This is a genomic window from Streptomyces sp. NPDC048484, from assembly GCF_040651415.1.
Taxonomy (GTDB): Bacteria; Actinomycetota; Actinomycetes; order Streptomycetales; family Streptomycetaceae; genus Streptomyces.
In genome coordinates, this window is sequence record NZ_JBEZJY010000079.1 from 1 (window position 1) to 17,052 (window position 17,052).

At 70.6% G+C, this 17,052-nt stretch carries 20 protein-coding genes and 1 pseudogene; 7 read left to right on the forward strand and 14 right to left on the reverse strand.

The annotated features are described in order from the left end of the window. Positions 1-111 precede the first annotated feature (111 nt). From AB0D14_RS42190 to AB0D14_RS42210, 5 genes are read right to left on the reverse strand one after another with little or no spacing between them, the layout of a single operon-like run. Entirely contained in the window at positions 112-693 is a 582-nt protein-coding gene (locus AB0D14_RS42190; protein WP_362790010.1) for a hypothetical protein, read from the reverse strand. Positions 694-749: 56 nt separating this feature from the next. Then, positions 750-2,144 (reverse strand): hypothetical protein, encoded by a 1,395-nt coding sequence (locus AB0D14_RS42195; RefSeq protein WP_362790013.1) that lies wholly within the window; start codon positions 2,142-2,144, stop codon positions 750-752. Continuing rightward, positions 2,141-2,950: an ABC transporter ATP-binding protein gene (locus tag AB0D14_RS42200; RefSeq protein ID WP_362790016.1), complete on the reverse strand. Its 810-nt coding sequence runs from the start codon at positions 2,948-2,950 to the stop codon at positions 2,141-2,143. Before AB0D14_RS42200 ends, AB0D14_RS42195 begins: the two co-directional genes overlap by 4 nt. A gap of 32 nt (positions 2,951-2,982) precedes the next feature. Then, positions 2,983-3,852 carry a zf-HC2 domain-containing protein gene (locus tag AB0D14_RS42205; protein WP_362790019.1) on the reverse strand — a complete coding sequence of 290 codons (870 nt, stop codon included), beginning with the start codon at positions 3,850-3,852 and terminating at the stop codon, positions 2,983-2,985. Then, complete coding sequence (locus AB0D14_RS42210) at positions 3,849-4,379, reverse strand: RNA polymerase sigma factor (RefSeq protein ID WP_362790022.1); 531 nt, start codon at positions 4,377-4,379, stop codon at positions 3,849-3,851. The genes AB0D14_RS42205 and AB0D14_RS42210 overlap by 4 nt, the downstream gene beginning before the upstream one ends. A 141-nt stretch (positions 4,380-4,520) precedes the next feature. Between AB0D14_RS42210 and AB0D14_RS42215 the strand changes: the two genes are divergently transcribed. Beyond that, positions 4,521-5,144, forward strand: coding sequence for a TetR/AcrR family transcriptional regulator (locus tag AB0D14_RS42215; protein ID WP_362790025.1), 624 nt, complete (start codon positions 4,521-4,523; stop codon positions 5,142-5,144). A gap of 31 nt (positions 5,145-5,175) precedes the next feature. On the opposite strand, the gene AB0D14_RS42220 is transcribed toward AB0D14_RS42215, so the two are convergent. Beyond that, on the reverse strand, positions 5,176-6,012 hold the full coding sequence (locus tag AB0D14_RS42220; protein WP_362790028.1) for a glycerophosphodiester phosphodiesterase: 837 nt from the start codon (positions 6,010-6,012) through the stop codon (positions 5,176-5,178). A gap of 168 nt (positions 6,013-6,180) precedes the next feature. Here AB0D14_RS42220 and AB0D14_RS42225 point away from each other — a divergent pair, with 168 nt between their 5' ends. Further along, positions 6,181-6,912, forward strand: a complete 732-nt coding sequence (locus AB0D14_RS42225) for a bifunctional DNA primase/polymerase (RefSeq protein ID WP_362790031.1) — start codon at positions 6,181-6,183, stop codon at positions 6,910-6,912. Between the two features lie 24 nt (positions 6,913-6,936). On the opposite strand, the gene AB0D14_RS42230 is transcribed toward AB0D14_RS42225, so the two are convergent. From AB0D14_RS42230 to AB0D14_RS42250, 5 genes and pseudogenes are all read right to left on the reverse strand, one after another. Continuing rightward, positions 6,937-7,875, reverse strand: a complete 939-nt coding sequence (locus tag AB0D14_RS42230; RefSeq protein ID WP_362790033.1) for a hypothetical protein — start codon at positions 7,873-7,875, stop codon at positions 6,937-6,939. 156 nt (positions 7,876-8,031) lie between these two features. After that, on the reverse strand, positions 8,032-8,880 hold the full coding sequence (gene efeU / locus AB0D14_RS42235; RefSeq protein ID WP_362790035.1) for an iron uptake transporter permease EfeU: 849 nt from the start codon (positions 8,878-8,880) through the stop codon (positions 8,032-8,034). A gap of 3 nt (positions 8,881-8,883) precedes the next feature. Then, on the reverse strand, positions 8,884-10,233 hold the full coding sequence (efeB, locus tag AB0D14_RS42240; RefSeq protein ID WP_362790038.1) for an iron uptake transporter deferrochelatase/peroxidase subunit: 1,350 nt from the start codon (positions 10,231-10,233) through the stop codon (positions 8,884-8,886). 9 nt (positions 10,234-10,242) lie between these two features. Next, positions 10,243-11,397, reverse strand: coding sequence for an iron uptake system protein EfeO (gene efeO / locus AB0D14_RS42245; RefSeq protein ID WP_362790041.1), 1,155 nt, complete (start codon positions 11,395-11,397; stop codon positions 10,243-10,245). Positions 11,398-11,606: 209 nt separating this feature from the next. Then, positions 11,607-11,907: pseudogene (locus AB0D14_RS42250) on the reverse strand (hemin ABC transporter ATP-binding protein); the annotation flags it as partial. Positions 11,908-11,990: 83 nt separating this feature from the next. On the opposite strand from AB0D14_RS42250, the gene AB0D14_RS42255 reads away from it, so the two are divergent. Then, entirely contained in the window at positions 11,991-12,635 is a 645-nt protein-coding gene (locus AB0D14_RS42255; RefSeq protein ID WP_362790043.1) for a PhzF family phenazine biosynthesis protein, read from the forward strand. 80 nt (positions 12,636-12,715) lie between these two features. Here the strand turns inward: AB0D14_RS42255 and AB0D14_RS42260 are convergent, their stop codons facing one another. Both AB0D14_RS42260 and map read right to left on the reverse strand, forming a co-directional pair. After that, the gene (locus AB0D14_RS42260; protein ID WP_362790045.1) at positions 12,716-13,384 is read right to left on the reverse strand and encodes a biliverdin-producing heme oxygenase; all 669 of its coding nucleotides are present in this window, start codon (positions 13,382-13,384) and stop codon (positions 12,716-12,718) included. Between the two features lie 200 nt (positions 13,385-13,584). After that, positions 13,585-14,442, reverse strand: a complete 858-nt coding sequence (gene map / locus AB0D14_RS42265; protein ID WP_362790048.1) for a type I methionyl aminopeptidase — start codon at positions 14,440-14,442, stop codon at positions 13,585-13,587. Positions 14,443-14,500: 58 nt separating this feature from the next. Here map and AB0D14_RS42270 point away from each other — a divergent pair, with 58 nt between their 5' ends. The 4 genes from AB0D14_RS42270 (at position 14,501) to AB0D14_RS42285 (ending at position 16,096) form a co-directional block, all read left to right on the forward strand. After that, positions 14,501-14,731 (forward strand): hypothetical protein, encoded by a 231-nt coding sequence (locus tag AB0D14_RS42270; protein ID WP_362790051.1) that lies wholly within the window; start codon positions 14,501-14,503, stop codon positions 14,729-14,731. A 153-nt stretch (positions 14,732-14,884) separates the two neighbouring features. Continuing rightward, a complete protein-coding gene (locus tag AB0D14_RS42275; protein WP_362790083.1) occupies positions 14,885-15,013 on the forward strand; it encodes a hypothetical protein in 129 nt (42 codons plus the stop codon). A gap of 37 nt (positions 15,014-15,050) precedes the next feature. Then, complete coding sequence (npdG, locus tag AB0D14_RS42280) at positions 15,051-15,764, forward strand: NADPH-dependent F420 reductase (RefSeq protein ID WP_362790054.1); 714 nt, start codon at positions 15,051-15,053, stop codon at positions 15,762-15,764. Between the two features lie 143 nt (positions 15,765-15,907). Next, positions 15,908-16,096, forward strand: a complete 189-nt coding sequence (locus tag AB0D14_RS42285) for a hypothetical protein (RefSeq protein WP_217455546.1) — start codon at positions 15,908-15,910, stop codon at positions 16,094-16,096. 63 nt (positions 16,097-16,159) lie between these two features. On the opposite strand, the gene AB0D14_RS42290 is transcribed toward AB0D14_RS42285, so the two are convergent. Beyond that, positions 16,160-16,960, reverse strand: a complete 801-nt coding sequence (locus AB0D14_RS42290) for a site-2 protease family protein (protein ID WP_362790057.1) — start codon at positions 16,958-16,960, stop codon at positions 16,160-16,162. Between the last annotated feature and the right edge of the window lie 92 nt (positions 16,961-17,052).

Sequence of the window (17,052 nt, forward strand, 5' to 3'; positions counted from 1 at the left end):
GGGCTGGAATTCCAGCCCGTCCGGCGATTGAGGACGAGGCCGTTCAGGCCGATGCGGGGGTCTGGGGGCGCAGCCCCCAGGTACGGGACGGGAAGGGGCGGCGGGGGCGAACTATCGTCTCGGGCCCGCCACCGCGTACGCCGCCGTGCCCACGGCCGTGAGGATCACGGCCGTCCAGGTGGCCGTCGGCGTTCCGGGTGGCAGCAGCATCCACGTTGCCACCTCCGTCGGCGTACTCGTCGCGGGCGGGGCGAAGAACGAGAACGAGAGCCAGGCGAACGGCAGCGTCCACGCGTACGGGCCGCCCGCGAGCGCCGCACCCAGGGCGACCAGTCCCATCAGGCCCGCGCTGTCCCGGACGACGAACGCGGTGGTGGCCATGGGCGCGCCCGCCGTCCGCACCGCGAGCAGCACCGCGGCGACGACCGCGCCGGCGAGCAGCACGTGCGCCGCTCTGCGCGGCACCCAGCGGATCGCGGCCGTCCGGTCCAGCGCGAGGTCCTGCCCGCTGAGCCCGACCGAGGCGGCCATCGCCCCGGCAGCGAGGACGAGTACGGGCAGCCGCGGATCAGCGGGCTCCCCGCCCCCGCCTCCGTCCCGGGCGAGTGCCCATACCGTCACCGCGCTGATCACCAGCGCGGCGAGCGACGCGGGTACCTGACGCGAGCGGGCGTACAGCGTCAGCCATCTCACCGGGAACTGCCTCGACGAGAGCTGTCTCGCCGGGAGCTGTCTCGCCAGGAGCCGTCTCAACGGGACGCACCGCCCGTCAGCGCGTCGAGCGGTTCGCCCTCGCAGGACAGCGCGGCGGCGCGCATCGCGCTGATGCGGGCGAGCTGTTCGTCCCGCGGCAGGGCTCTGAGTTTCTTCCACACGGGGCGGGCCTCGGCCGTCTGTTCGGCCGCGGGGTAGCCGGTACCGTCGAGCGGTTCGAGGTCGCCGGTGACAAAGCCCACCGCGACGCTCGGCGAGGCGGCGTCGGCGACGGTGCCGCTCCAGCCGACGGGGGTGCACCCCGGCACCAGGCTCTGCGCGATCAGGGCCCGGGTCAGCTGCTTCTCGCCCTTCGCGGCAGCGATCAAGTCGTCGTCGAAGTCGAAGAGCACGGTCTCGCGGGACCACCGCGGCATGGAGCCCTCCGGCGGTACGGCGGTGTTCTCCCGGACCGAGTCCGGTGCCTGACCGCCCAGGGCGGCGTGCAACAGGCGCAGGGCCTTCCTGCCGGGACCCGCGAGGCCGGCGAGCCGCGTCTGCTGTGTCTTCGTCACGCACACCGGGCCGTCACACACCAGTTCCGCGGCGGCCTTGTCGACGACGTACATCCGGCTCGGGTCGGACGGCAGCACGAGCAGGGCGATCACCGCACCCGCCAGGACGGGCGTCAGAGCGGCCAGCCGGGTGCGCGGGGTCGCGGCGACCAGCAGCGCGAAGCCGGTCGCGGCCATACCGAGCACCCAGACCGTCTGCCCGAGGTGCACGGAGGCGGACAGGGTGACGAGTACGTCGCGCACCTCCTCCACCGACGGTGACAGCAGCGAGACCCTGTTCGGCCCCGTGCCCGGGATCCCGCCCGCCATGACCGTCTCCGTCCGGCCCAGCGACATGAGCATGACGGCCGTGAACGCGAAGGCGGCCATGGCCAGCGCGGGCGGGGTGAGCACGGACGGCAGGGCCCGCCCGGCCCCCATGCCCAGTACGGCCCCCGCCACGAGGAAGAGCGCCCCCACCAGCGAGATGGGCAGCCAGCCCAGGTGCGTGTAGTCGGTGTTGCCGAACACCTGGACCGCGCCCACGAGGAGGAGGAGCGCGAAGGCCGAGACCAGCGTGAACGCCGTCGTGCCCGCCAGCGCGGCCGCGCGCTGCCAGGCCGGCCGCGGTGTGCTCGTCAGCAGCTCGTACATCTTCGAGCGGTGGTCACGCAGGCCCTGAAGCGCCCCGAGCCCCACGGTCACCGGCCACAGGTAGAACAGCAGGGAGCGGGTCCACATGGCCATGGACGTCCACTGGGCCGTCCATGCCGTGTCGCCCCTCGACCACGCGGAGTCCAGCAGGTACAGGAACGCCAGAGCCGTCACCAGGACCACGGCACCGGCCCACGGGGCGACGGAGCGCCGAAGCTCGATACGCAGGACGCGGATGTTCACCAGGTGCCCCTCTCCTGCTCGGGGCTCTGCAGCAGCGCCGAGTAGCCGCGCTCCAGGGGACTGTCGCCCACGTGTTCGGGGCTGCCCGCCGCCGCCAGTTCGTCCGGGGTGCCCTGGAAGACCAGCCGGCCTTCGGCGAAGAGCACCACGTCGGTGCAGGCTACGGCGACGTCCTCGACCAGATGGGTCGAGACGAGTACACAGCTGTCCGTACCCAGCTCCTGCAACAGCTCGCGGAACCGCAGCCGCTGCGACGGGTCCAGGCCGACCGTCGGTTCGTCGAGGAGCAGGACCGTCGGGTCGTTGACGAGGGCCTGCGCGATGCCGGCCCTGCGCACCATGCCGCCCGACAGGGTCTTCATCCTGTCGTCGGCGCGGTCCGCCAGGCCCACCCGTTCCACGGCACGCTGCACCGCCGCGGGGATCTCCGCCTTCGGGACCTCCTTCAGCCACGCCATGTACTCGACGAACTCGCGCACCGTGAAGCGCTTGTAGTAGCCGAACTCCTGTGGCAGATAGCCGATCCGGCGGCGCAGCGCTCGGTGCTCGCCCAGGCCGCCCGCGGACTCGCCGAGCATCTCCAGGGTGCCCTCGGTGGGGCGCAGCACGGTGGCCAGCGTCCGGATGAGGGTGGTCTTGCCCGCCCCGTTGGGGCCGAGCAGGCCGTGTACGCCGGTGCCGAGCCGCAGGTCGAGGCCGTCGACGGCCATCCGTTTCCTGCCGACTCTGACCTTCAGCCCGGTGGCCTGGATCTCCCAGGCGTAGGCCGTCGGCGCGATGTCGGCCGCGTTGACCGCGGACGTCATGTGGTGTTCCTTTCCGTTGGATTTGCCGTTGCTCATCGATGGGTTTTCAGTACGGAGTACGCGCCTCTGCGGGCGATCACGACCGCGACCCCGAGGGTGAGGACCAGCCCCCACGCGGGCAGACCGCCCGTGTGCAGGGCGACGGCGGTACGGCTGGTGGCCAGGGTCGGCGCCAGGACCAGGGCGGCCCACACGGCGGCCAGCGCGAGGGCTGCGCGGGTCACGCCCACGATGCCGCCGAGCGCCAGCGTCGCCGCGGTGAAGGCCAGGCAGGGCAGCAGCCACTGAGCCACCATCACCCCGGTCGCCCAGCCGCCCACCAGCAGCGCGGGGACGACCACGCCGAGCACGGACGCGGTGCGGCGCAGCACCAGCTGGAGCCCGGCCCTGGGCACCGAAGCCGTCAGTTCGTACGCCGGGTCCAGACCGCGGGCCCAGGACGCCGCGACGCCGAGCACGGGCAGGACCGGCGCGAACAGCAGCACCAGCGACACCTCGCCGGAGCCGGAGCCGGAGCCGGAGCCGGTGCCGGTGCCGGTGCCGCTGCCGGTGTTGAGCAGGTCGAGCAGCAGGGCCAGCAGCGTCACGCCCACGATCATGGCCAGCCACGGCACCATCGCGGGCGTCATCCACCGCGACAGCTGTGACAGCCGCGCCGACCGGAGCCGTCCGTGCGGCATCGTGGCGGTGACCGCCAGCCGGGGTTCGAGGCCGGACCACACGGTGTCGACCAGCGACACCACGGCGGGCACCTCGGCGGCGACCACGGCGGACAGCCGGTCACGGCACACCCGGCACGCCTCCAGGTGCGCCTCCACGGCCCACACCTCGTCGGCGGCGAGGCCGGTGCCGCCGCGCGCGTATCCCTCGATGATCCGCTTCGACGCGTGTTCCATCTTCACGCCAGCGCCCTCCGCATCGCGATCCGGGCCCGGCGGGCACGGGTCTTGACCGTGCCCTCGGGCAGCCCGAGCAGGACCGCGGTCTCCCGGACGGACAGCCCGTCGAGCACCATGGCCTGCAGTACCTGTCTCAACTCCGGTGCGAGGTACCGCAGTGCGTCCCCGACGTCGCCGCCGACGGTCGCCGCGAGCGCCTCCTCCTCGGCGGCGGGCGCCACGTCGGGCACGGCGGCGGCCGGCGGCGGCTCCGCGTGATGGGCCCTGCGGCGGAACGCGTCGACCAGGCGGCGCGCCGCTATCGTCCACAGCCAGCCGACGGCCGTTCCGCCGACCGCGGACCCGGCGAACGCGCCCGCCGCGCGCCACACGGCCAGGTAGGTCTCCTGCATGACCTCCGCGACGATCTGTTCGTCCACACAGCGGCGGCGCAGCCGCACCGCCAGCCACGGCGACGTACGCCGGTACAACTCGTCGAACGCGGCACGGTCGCCTTTCGCCACCAGCCGGACGAGACGCTCCTCGTCCACCTCGTGCACCTCGCGAGGCGCTGCCCTGAGTGATCTCACACCGGCTAGACGCCTGGACCGAGCCGCGGGTTTTCCTCCCGGCGTGATCCCCGTCACATACTGGCGAGACGTGTCGTCTTGTCAGCCTGGTAGGTTCGACGCATGGCCCCCGACTCCACCCGCCGCAGCGAGAAGTCCCGCCGCGCGATCTACGACGCCGCCCTCGCCCTCGTGACCGAGATCGGTTACCCCAGGACCACCATCGAGGGAATCGCCGCGCGTGCGGGCGTCGGCAAGCAGACGATCTACCGGTGGTGGTCGTCGAAGGCGGACGTCCTGCTGGAGGCGTTCATCGATCTGAGCGCCCAGGCGGCGGAGGCGGCCGAGCGGCCGGAGGTCATCGGGGAGCAGGCGACGTACGAGATCCCCGACACCGGCGACCTGGAAGCCGATCTCAAGCTGGTGCTGAGATCCACCGTCGACGAACTGCTCGACCCCAAGTTCGAGGCCCCGTCACGGGCCCTGGCGGCTGAGGGCGTCGTCAACGAACAGGTCGGCCGTGAGTTCGTCGGCAAGCTCCTCGAACCCCAGCTCCAGCTGTACGTGAAGCGTCTGCGCGCCGCCCAGGAGCAGGGCGCCGTGCGCACCGACGTCGACCCGCGCGTCGCCCTGGAGCTCTTCGTCTCACCGCTCGCCCAGCGCTGGCTCCAGTACACGGGCCCCATCACGTACGAGTACACGGACAAGCTCGTCGAGTACGCCCTCTACGGCCTCGCCCCCCGCTGACCTGCCCCTCGCCAAGATCTTCCTCGACCTTCTAGTGCCGCCTTCCCGCCCGGCCCAGCCGTCCCGGCGCGTCCGTGATGATCCCGTCGCAGCCGAGCGCGAGAGCGCGGTCGCGCTGCGCGGGGGTCACCACCGTGTGCGCCCACACGCGCGGGATGCCGGACCTGACGGCCCGTACGAGATCGCGGTCGCGGGCCCTGTGGTCCACGTCCAGGACGTTCACGAACGGCCGCCACCCCTCGGGCCGGTCCGTACGCATCTGACGGGCCGATCGCCACAACTGCGACAGCAGCCCCATGCGGTGGGTGCGCAGGGCCGTCGCGGGACGGTTGGAGTTGACCAGCACCGAGCGGGTCAGGCCACGCTCCCTGATCATGGCGGCGAGGCTCCCCAGGCTCCGCGGGTCCTTGGCCTCCACCGTCAGCACCACCCGCCCGCCGAACCGGTCCAGCACCTCGGCGAGTGTCGGCGGCCGCTCCGGGGGCCAGCTGCCCGGCAGCGCAGCCCTGGGGCGCAGCCGGATCCCCTGCCAGTCCCGCCGGTCGAGCGCGTGCACAGGGCCGCCCGTGTAGGTGGTGCGGTTCAGGGCCGCGTCGTGCATGACCACCAGCGTCCCGTCGCGGAGCATCCGGGTGTCCAGGTCGAGCACCTGGGCCGTCCCGCGCTTCCACGCGGCGACAAGGCCCGACATGCTGTTCTCCGGAACCTCCCGGGCGCCGCCGCGGTGCGCCGTGTAGACGACGCGGGGCAGCGCGGACACCGTCAGTGGGCCGGTGCCCCACTCCAGCGGGGTGACCGCCCCGCCCTGTCCCACGAGGGCCAGTGACGTGAGACCGGCGATGTACGTCAGCGCAGTCCGTGTGACCATGCCGACACCGTAGGCGGGCATATCGCCACAAAGTAGGCAATGACACTCGATGACTGCCCCGGGTGGGCATCGCCCCACCTACCCCGGATGTGGGCTCCGGGCCCCCGGAGCGCAGGATGGTGGGACCATGAGGCATGCTGTCCGCACGATAGCCAGGCGAGGGGATCTATGAGCGCAGAGATGGGCCGCAGCTCCGGCGGGCAGGGCAGGATCTCCCAGTGGTTGCGCGGCCGGCGCCCACGACCGGACGCCGCGGACGCCTCCGCGAGCCGTGAGGAACTGCTGCTCGCCGCCGCGGGAGCCGGGCTGCCGCTCGCGCCCGCCGCCCATCCCTCCGCCTACCGGTGTTCCTGTGACCGTGTCGGGTGTCCCACCCCCGCGCGCCACCCCGTGTCCTTCGCCTGGCAGACACAGTCCACGACCGACCCGGCACAGATCGAGCGGTGGGCCCGGCATCAGCCGCTGGCCAACTTCATCACCGCGACCGGCATGGTGCACGACGTGCTGGACGTACCGCTGGAGGCCGGACAGGAGGCGCTGGCCCGGTTGCTCGCCTCCGATGTCGAGGTCGGGCCCGTCGCCCTGTCCGGGAACGACCGGATGCTCTTCTTCACCGCCACGCGCGGTACGCCCGAGGACGAGGACGAGTGGTGGCCGTGCGAGCTGGACTGCCATCCCGAGACGATGGACGAGCATCCGGGGCTGCGGTGGCACTGCCGGGGCTCGTACGTGCTGGTGCCGCCCGCGCGGCTGGCCGGGGAGCTGACGGTGGAGTGGGTGCGGGGGCCTGAGCATCCGCTGCCGGATCCGTTGTCGTTGCTCGAAGTGCTGACCGATGAATGCGCGCGGTACGCGGGGGAAGAGCGGGAGCAGGTCGCGGCTTGGCCGTTGCGGGGGTGAAGGTGACTCCGCCGGGGCGGGGGTCTACTCGCCCTTCGCTCCTGTCAGGCCCTGGATTCGGCTGAGGAAAGCCACCTTCTGATCCGTCGCCGATTTCGGGGGGTCCAGGACCGCCTGGTTCGAGATGGACTCCAGGGTGAGGGACTGCTTGGGATCGCCGGTCATCAGGGCCTTCACGTCGGCGTTGGTGACGTTGATGGGGACTCCCGGCGCCGCTGTCTGCTTTTGGAAGTGGCGGGTGGTGAAGAAGACGAGGGCGCCGCCGTCCGCGGTGCGCAGGCCCACCGGTGCGTAGTCGCCGGAGGCCAGCGGCTCGTCGATGTACTGCTGGGCGAGGCCGGGACGTGCCTCACTCTTCGCCCGCTCGGAGCGCCACTTGGTGGTGTGGGCGCCGGCGGCGAAGGTGCTGCCGCCGTCCTTGAGGTAGGTCGCGTACGTCTGGGGGAGCTTTCCGGGGGCGACCGCCAGGTCCGCCGTGTCCGCCGTGACCGGCTGGGCGAAACCGTCCGCGTCCTTCTTGAACTCCGGTATCTCCTCGGCGGAGGCGATCGTCAGATACGAGACCCGCCACACCTCGTTCACGTCGCCGCGAGTGAACACCATCAGCCAACGGTCCTCACCGCGGCCCTTGTTGGCCTTGGACTCGGTGACGAACCAGCGCGGCCAGCCCGCCTTCTCGGGGATGGTGAACTCGGTGTCGGTCAGCTTCAGGGGCACGTAGTTCGGATTGCCGCCGGGCTGGTTCTTGCTGCCGGCCTTCAGCTTCGCCCCGTCGATGTCGCCCAGGGCGCCCGTGACCCGGTCCGCGTCCAGGGACGGGTCGTTGGCGCCGTTCGCCTCGTTGTAGGCGGTGGTGAAGTCGTCCAGGGCGCGCGTGGCCTCGGACTTCGTGGCCCCGGGGAGGATCTCGCGTTCCCCGTGCACCACCATGCACCCGCTCGCCGTCACCGACAGCACGGTCACCGAGGCCGCTGTCAGCGCGCTCCGGCCAAACCCGCGAGGCCTACGAGGGCCGCGATCCCTGCTCATCGAGTCCCTGCACCTTCCGCTCCCCGATTCCCGGAGGCGAACCCTACCGGGACCGGGAGGAGTACGCCGCCTCGGCCCGGTCCCAGGCTCTCAGACATCCTCGCGCACCGGGGCGGGCGACCTGGTCCCGGCCCGGCCGGCCCGCGAGGGCGCCAGGAAGAACGCGAGCGTCGGCACCAGGTACGCGAACCACACGACGACCTGGACGACGGTCGGGTCGGGCTGGAAGTTGAGGACACCCTTCAGGAGCGTGCCGTACCAGCTGTCCGGGGGGACGGTCTCGCTGATGTCGAAGGCCTTGTTCGTCAGACCCGGCAGGAAGTCGGCCTCCTGAAGGTCGTGCACGCCGTACGCGAGGACGCCCGCGGCCACGACCACCAGCATGCCGCCGGTCCAGGTGAAGAACCTGGCGAGGTTGATACGGACCGCGCCCCGGTAGAAGAGGTAGCCGAGCACGATCGCCGTCAGGATGCCGAGCAGGACGCCGATCAGCGGGCCCTGGGTGCCGTCGTTCGACGCGCGCACGGACGCCCAGACGAACAGGGCCGTCTCCAGGCCCTCCCGGCCGACGGCCAGAAAGGCGGTGGCGACCAGTGCGCCCGTGCCCATCGCCAGCGCCGCGTCCAGCCTGCCGTGCAGCTCGGACTTCAGGTGCCGGGCGGTGCGCCGCATCCAGAAGACCATCCATGTCACCAGGCCGACCGCGATGATCGACAGCGAGCCGCCGAGCGCCTCCTGCGCCTCGAACGTCAGCTCCTGGGAGCCGAATTCGAGCGCGAACCCGAAGCCGAGGGCGAGGGCCACCGCGGCGCCGATGCCGATCCAGATGGGCTTCAGGGCTTCCCGGCGGTCCGTCTTCACCAGGTAGGCGATGAGGATGCAGACGACGAGACTCGCTTCGAGGCCCTCGCGCAGGCCGATCAGATAGTTGCCGAACACGGTCTACGCCCCCTTGGGATCTGCTGAGAACAGCGTCCGGCCCCACCAGTCGTCCCGGTCGCGGACACCGGGCGGGATCGCGAAGACCGCGGAACCCACGTGCTGGATGTACTCGTTGAGCGAGTCGGCCGCCAGGCTCCGCTGCACCGGGACGAAGCCCTTGCGTACGTCCCGCTGGTACGCGAGGAAGAACAGGCCCGCGTCCAGGCGGCCGAGCCCGTCCGTGCCGTCCGTGAAGGAGTAGCCGCGGCGCAGGAGCGTCGCCCCCGCGTTGGTGTCGGGGTGCGCGAGCCGGACGTGCGCGTCGGGCTTCATCGCCTTCAGGAACGGCTTGTCCCGTTCCTTCGCCCTGCCGACAGGGGCGCCTTCGCCCTTGTCACGGCCGAAGATGTCCTCCTGCTCCTGGAGGGAGGTCCGGTCCCAGGTCTCGATGTTCATGCGGATGCGCCGGGCCACGAGGTAGGACCCGCCGGTCATCCAGGCCGCGTCCTTGTCGACGTCCGTCTCCTCGACCCACACGAACTTCTTCAGCCGGTCGGTCTCGGTCCCCGCGATGTTGCGGGTGCCGTCCTTGAACCCCATGAGGTTGCGCGGGGTCTGGGCGTCCGGAGTCGTCGACGAGGTCTTGCCGAAGCCCAGCTGGGACCAGCGGATGACGACCTTGCCGAAGCCGATCCTGGCGAGGTTGCGGATCGCGTGCACGGCGACCTGGGGGTCGTCCGCGCAGGCCTGGACGCACAGGTCGCCACCGCTGCGGTTCTTGTCGAGGTTGTCGCCGGCGAACTTCGGCAGGTCGACGAGGGCTTCGGGCCGCCGGTCCGCGAGGCCGAACCTCTCGAACAGCGAGGGGCCGAAACCGATGGTCAGGGTCAGCCGGGACGGTTTGAGGCCGAGCGCCTCCCCGGTGTCGTCCGGCGGGGCCTCGGCCAGACCGCCGTACGCGCCCTCGCCCACCACCTGCCCGGCGGTCAGCCGCCGGGCCGCCTCGGTCCAGTCCTTCAGCAACTGGACGAACGCGGCCCGGTCCGTCGTCTTCACGTCGAACGCGGCGAAGTGCAGCCGGTCCTGGACCGGGGTGGCGATGCCCGCCTGGTGGGTGCCGTGGAAGGCGACCGCGGCACCCGACCCGGCGGCGGTCGGTTCGGCGTCGTCGCCCGTCCGGGCCATCGCCACCGCCCCACCGGCCGCGGCGGCACCCAGCGCGAGCCCGGCACCGCCCCAGCCGATCAGCGAACGCCGCGAAGGCTGCGAAGCGGGTGAAGAGGGTGAGGGCTGCGAAGAGGGTGAAGGCTGCGAAGGAGGAGCCGGCGTGGGTTCCTCTGAAGGGGTGTCCGTTGAGGGAGTGTTCGTCATGGCCGTCCCCTACTTCACGACGGCGGCGGCGAGCTTCGACAGCGGCTCCGCGAGCGCGTTCACCGCGTCCGACAGCTCCTTGCGGTCCGCCTTGCCGACCTTGTCGTACGAGGTGAACTCGTAGGAGCTCTTGTCCTCGCGGTACTTGTCCAGCAGCGTGTCGAGCGCCGCGAACTGGGTGTCGAGCTCCTTCGTCAGCGCCGCGTCGTTCTCCGAGGCGACCGGCTTCAGCAGCTCGTACGACTCCTGGGCGCCCTCGACGTTCGCCTTGAAGTCGACCAGGTCGGTGTGCGAGTAGCGCTCCTCCTCGCCGGTGACCTTGCCGGTGGCGACCTCGTCGAGGAGTTCCTTGGCGCCGTTGGCCATCGAGGTCGGGGTGATCTCCGCCTTGCCGACCCGCTTCTGCCAGTCGGTGAGGTCCTTGATCAGCTGGTCGGCGAGTTCGGAGTCCCGGTCGGTGAGCTTCTTGTCCTTCCACAGCGAGCGCTCCAGGCGGTGCCACCCGGTCCAGTCCTTCTCCAGATCCTGACCCTCCTCCAGACCGTCCTCGCGCAGGTCGACCTTCGGGTCGATGTCACCGAACGACTCGGCGACAGGCTCGGTCCGCTCCCAGCCGATGCGCGAGCCGGCGTAGGCCTTCTTCGCGGCCGCGATGTCACCGGCCTTGACGGCGTCGGTGAAGACCCTGACCTTGGGCAGTGTCTCGTCGGCCTGCTCCTGCGCGTACTGCCGGTAGGAGGCGACCGCCGAGTCCAGCCGCGGATCACGCTTGGCGACCTTGCCACCGCCGGTGACCGTGACGTCCTGCCGGATGCCCTTGCCCTTCATGCCGGGCTTGCAGGCGATCCGGTAGTCGCCCGCCTTCACCTCGGCGGTGACCTTCTGCTTGGTGCCGGGGCCGATGTTCTCGCGCTCGGTGACGATCCGGTCGTCGGGGAAGAGGAGATAGACCTCGGTGACCTTGGAGCCCTTGTTGGTCACGTCGATCTGGACGTGCCCGGCCGGGAGTTCCTTCTTCGACACCTCGCACTTGGTGTCCGTGGCCGTCACCTCGACGACGTGGTCGGCGCTCGACGCGTCGCTCTTCTCGGTGCAACCCGTGACAGCGGCCAGCGCCGCCGCGGTCGCGGCGGCGGTGACGACGGAGAGTCGGACGGCTCGCATGCAGGCTCCAGGAGTTCACAGGGAAGGCATCGGTAAGACATCAGCAAGGCATCGGCAAGGCACAGGGGCTCGGTGAGGCTGACCTAACTTATCTGAGGCTTACCTGACTGAAAGCCGACCGTCCAGTGATTCAGCTCTCATGGCTGCCGCATGGGCACGGTCCGGTCACGGAGGCTCAATCCGGGCCCTACGAAACAGTCAAAGACGGGTCAAGAACTCCCGACAGGGGCCACCATGACCCCACCGGTGCGCGGGTGGGGGGAACACCTCCACCGGCTGTTTGCAGACGTCCGAAAGCAGTCGGTCGGTGAAGGCCTCCGCCGGAGCGCCGTCGGCCACCGCGCGCCCGGCGCAAAGGATCACGACCCGGTGCGCGTACGCGGCCGCGAGACCCGGATCGTGCAACACCACGACCACCGCGTCCCCCTGGCGCGCCCTTTCCCGGCAGACCCGGAGCACCAACTCCTGGTGCCTCAGGTCCAGCGCGGCCGTCGGCTCGTCGAGCAGCAGCCGCGGCCGCCGGCTCCGGGCGGGGCGGCGGTTGACCGCGTGCGTGTGCGCGTGCGGTGCCGCCATGATGTTTGAATGCCCGCGTGACTGATTACGACGTGGTGCGGGTCTTCTGCGGGCCCCGCGGCGAGCACGGCAACGAACTCGGGGTCGTACGGGAGGGTTCCGTACTTCCGGAGCGCAGCGAGCGGCAGGCGCTCGCGGCCAAACTCGGTTTCAGTGAGACGGTGTTCGTGGACGACCCCGAGCGCGGGATCATCGACATCTACACCCCCAGTGTGCGGCTGCCCTTCGCCGGACACCCGTGCGTGGGCGCGGCCTGGCTGCTGGACGTACCCGAACTCGTCACACCCGCAGGTGTGGTGGGGACCCGGCTCGACGGCGAGTTCACCTGGATCGAGGCCCGCCCGGAGTGGCCGGAGCCGCGCACGCTGCGCCGGTACGCCACCGCCGCCGAGGTCGACGCACTGCCCGTGCCGGAGCCGGGGGAGTGGATTTACGCCTGGGCGTGGGAGGACGAGGCGGCGGGCCGCGTCCGCGCCCGGGGCTTCCCCGGTCGGGGAGACGGCATGGAGGAGGACGAGGCTACGGGCGCCGCGGCCCTGCAGCTGACGGCACAACTGGGCCGCGCCCTGAACATCGTCCAGGGCGCGGGTTCCCAACTCCTCACCGCACCACAGCCGGAGGGCTGGGTGGAGGTGGGAGGAAGAGTGTTCCTGCAACGCTGAGACCCGTTCGGCACTCTCACGCGGGCCCGCTCACGCGGCTCTCACACGGGCCTGCCCACGCGGCTCTCACACGGGCCCGCTCACGCGCTGATGCGGAACTCTTCCCCCAGCGCCTGGAACAGCCCGGTGTTCAACGCGAACGCCCGCCTGCACTCGGCGATGATCCGCTGCTTCTCCAGGTCGTCCGCCAGAACACCGTCGAGCAACTCGCGGTACCCCCGCTTGAACGCCGCCGGGTTGCCGATGTCCTCGAAGACATAGAACCGGACCCCGTCACCCTTGCGCGTGAATCCCCAGGTCTTCTCCGCCTTGCCGCGGATGATCTGTCCGCCGGAGAGATCGCCGAGATAGCGCGTGTAGTGGTGCGCTATGTATCCGCCGGGCCAGGTGCGGGCGCACTCGGCGACCCGCGCCGCGTACTCCCGCGTCGCGGGCAGGGCGGTGACGCCGTTGCGCCAGTCCGCACCCCGTAGATGCGCGAGGTCCCGCTCCAGGGAAGCGAGCCGCATCAGCTCGGGCTGGATGAAGGGGCCCGCCACCGGATCGTCGGAAAGGTCGCGCGCGCCCGACTCCAGCGCCTCGTACACGAACCACAGCTGTTCGGTGTAGCGCGCGTACGCGTCCACGCCGAGCCTGCCGCCGAGCAGATCGCTCATGAACGTCGAGGTCTCCGCCTCCATGTGCTGTTCGTGTGACGCGGTGCGGATGAGCGTCGAGAACGGTGTACTCGACGTACTCGACGAGTTCATGAGGGCCTCCGGAGGCGAAGGGGGAGGAACGAGAGCCACACCAATCTTCTATGGTTAGGCTTACCTAAGTCAATGGTTTCCGACACGCTGTCGGTAAGACCGTACCCCGAATCCCCATCGCTCCCACCTCCGCCCCATGAAAGAACCGCCCGCTCTGAACGAGCGGGCGGCGAGAGGGGCAGCGAGGGGGGGGCGGGCGGCTACGGCAGGGTGAGGACCTCGGCCCCGCTGTCCGTGACGACCAGGGTGTGCTCGAACTGCGCGGTCCGCAGCCGGTCCTTCGTGACGACCGTCCACCCGTCGTCCCACATGTCGTACTCGTGTGTCCCCAGCGTCAGCATCGGCTCGATCGTGAACGTCATCCCCGGCTGGATCACGGTCGTGGCGTGCGGGTTGTCGTAGTGCGGGACGATCAGCCCCGAGTGGAACGACGAGTTGATGCCGTGCCCGGTGAAGTCCCGGACGACCCCGTATCCGAAGCGCTTCGCGTACGACTCGATGACCCGGCCGATGATGTTGATCTGACGGCCGGGCTTGACCGACTTGATGGCACGTTCGAGCGACTCACGGGTCCGCTCGACCAGCAGCCGCGACTCCTCGTCCACGGCGCCGACGAGATACGTGGCGTTGTTGTCGCCGTGCACGCCCCCGATGTACGCCGTCACGTCGAGGTTGATGATGTCGCCGTCCCGCAGGACCGTGGAGTCCGGGATGCCGTGACAGATCACCTCGTTCACGGAGGTGCACAGGGACTTCGGGAAGCCGCGGTAGCCGAGCGTGGACGGGTAGGCGCCGTGGTCGCACATGTACGCGTGCGCGACCCGGTCCAGTTCGTCCGTGGTGACGCCGGGCGCGATGAGCTTCGCGGCCTCGGCCATGGCTTGCGCGGCGATCCGGCCGGCGACCCGCATCGCCTCGATCGTCTCGGGCGTCTGCACCTCCGGCCCGGTGTACGGGGTCGGCGCGGGCTTGCCGACGTACTCGGGGCGGCGGATGTTTCCGGGCACGGAACGGATGGGGGACAGCTCCCCTGGGACGAGCAGCGACTGGCCAGACATGCCAGCGAGTCTAACCAGCGGAGATGGGGGAACATGTCGGTGGCGAGAGGAGCTGGTCATGGCCCTGTTCAAGAAGCGCACGGTCGGCAAACCGGGCGAGTGGTACTACTGCCTGGAGCACAAGAAGGTCGAGGAGGGCCCCGAGTGCCCCGCGAAGGACCGCTTCGGTCCCTACGCGTCCCGCACGGAGGCCCAGCACGCGATGGACACCGCCCGCGAACGCAACCTCGAATGGGAGACGGATCCTCGCTGGCACGACGGCGCTCCGCGGGGCGCGGACGAAGACTGAACCTCTTCTCCCCACCTACCCGCCCAAAAACGGGGGCGCTTGACCCGGTTCCCCGCACCCCAACCCCCAGGGCGCGGGGAGCTGCGCGACCAGCCCCCACCGGGCCGCACCCGCTCAACGGTCCCCAGCCACCCCCTCCCGCGCAGAATTCTCGTGCGCGTCGACGACGACCCGGTGGGGCTCCTCTACGACGACACGGTGAGGCTCCTCCACGAGACGGGCGACTTCGGCGCGTACGAGACGATCACCTTCCGGCGGATCCCCGTGAGGGCCCTCACCTGAGCGGCGCGGACCGGAATCACGCACGTAAAGTCGGCCCATGACCTCTACTGACAGTGCACAGAACGCCCAGAAGGCCCCCGCCAAGGATCCCTGGGACCTTCCCGACGTCTCCGGGCTCGTCGTCGGCGTGCTCGGCGGCACCGGTCCGCAGGGCAAGGGTCTGGCCTACCGGCTGGCCCGGGCAGGCCAGCCGGTGATCATCGGTTCGCGGGCTGCGGAGCGCGCACAGGCCGCCGCCGACGAGCTCGGACACGGTGTCGAGGGCGCCGACAACGCCGAGACCGCCCGCCGCAGCGACATCGTGATCGTCGCCGTGCCGTGGGACGGGCACGGCAAGACCCTGGAGTCGCTGCGGGAGGAACTGGCCGGCAAGCTCGTCGTCGACTGCGTCAACCCGCTCGGCTTCGACAAGAAGGGCGCGTACGCGCTGAAGCCCGAGGAGGGCAGCGCCGCCGAACAAGCCGCCGCCCTGCTCCCGGACTCCCGCGTCACCGCCGCCTTCCACCACCTGTCGGCCGTGCTGCTCCAGGACCCGGAGATCGAGGAGATCGACACCGACGTCATGGTGCTCGGCGAGGAGCGGGCGGACGTCGAGATCGTCCAGGCGCTGGCCGGACGTATCCCGGGCATGCGGGGCATCTTCTCCGGGCGGCTGCGCAACGCCCACCAGGTCGAGTCGCTGGTGGCGAACCTGATCTCGGTGAACCGGCGCTACAAGGCCCACGCGGGACTGCGGCTCACCGACCTGTAGCCGACGACCTGTAGCCGACGACCTGTAGCTGACGACCTGCAACCGACCTGTCGCGACCGGTAGGAGTGCGTACGGGCGTGCTCCCGGCGTGGGGGACACTGGAGCCGAGCAGTGTCCCTCTCCGGAACTCAGGAGCCGATCCCATGTCCCGACTCGCCCTCTACGCCCTCGTCGTCTGTGTCCTCGCCGTCGCGGCGGCCGTCGTCTCCTTCGCCCAGGGCAGCTGGCTGGGGATCGTGTGGGTGCTGCTCGCGGGTCTGTCCTCCAACACGACCTGGTACTACCTGCGCCGGGACCGGGCACGGCGCAGGGCGTCCTCCGTCACGGGCTGACCGGGATCACGGGTCGACCGGGATCAGGGGCTGATCGGGATCACGGGCCGACCGAGCGGCCCGTCACTGGCCGATCGAGCAGTACTGGTCGGTCTCCGTCCAGAACCGGTAGAGGTTCTGCCCGCAGTACGTGCGGATCTCGTCGATGCCCAGGGTTCGCAGCAGCGCGTCGATCGCGTCGAAGAACTGGCCGTTCACCTCCGGGATCCACAGGATCGCGAAGACGAAGAGCAGCCCGAACGGAGCGAACGGCTCCACCTGGCGACGGATCTTGTGAGACAGCCAGGGCTCGATCACGCCGTAGCCGTCCAGGCCCGGGATCGGCAGGAAGTTCAGCAGCGCGGCCGTGACCTGGAGCAGCGCCAGGAACGCGAGGGCGAACTGGAAGTCGGCCGGTACGCCGTCCAGCGCGTCCAGCCAGAACGGGGCCGTGCAGACCATCGCGAACAGCACGTTCGTCAGCGGGCCCGCCGCCGAGATCAGGCTGTGCCGCCAGCGGCCCTGGATCCGGCCCCGCTCGATGAACACCGCGCCACCGGGCAGGCCGATGCCGCCCATGATGACGAAGATCACGGGTAGCACGATGCTGAGCAGCGCGTGCGTGTACTTCAGCGGGTTCAGGGTCAGATAGCCCTTCGCGCCGATCGAGATGTCGCCGCTGTGCAGGGCCGTGCGCGCGTGCGCGTACTCGTGCAGACAGAGCGAGACGATCCACGCAGCCGTCACGAACAGGAAGACGGCGATGCCCGGCTGCTCGGCGAAGCCCGTCCAGGTGGCCCAGCCGGTCACCGCCGCGACGGCCACGATCCCGATGAACACGGGGCTGATCCGGCGGTCACTGTGCCGGCTGGTGGCGGTGGTCATGGGGTGTGGCTCCCTGGAAAGCTCGAACGGGCTGGGCGTGGCGGGTAGACCGTACCGGTGCTGTGGGGGCAACGTCCTACGGAGGGCCGGAG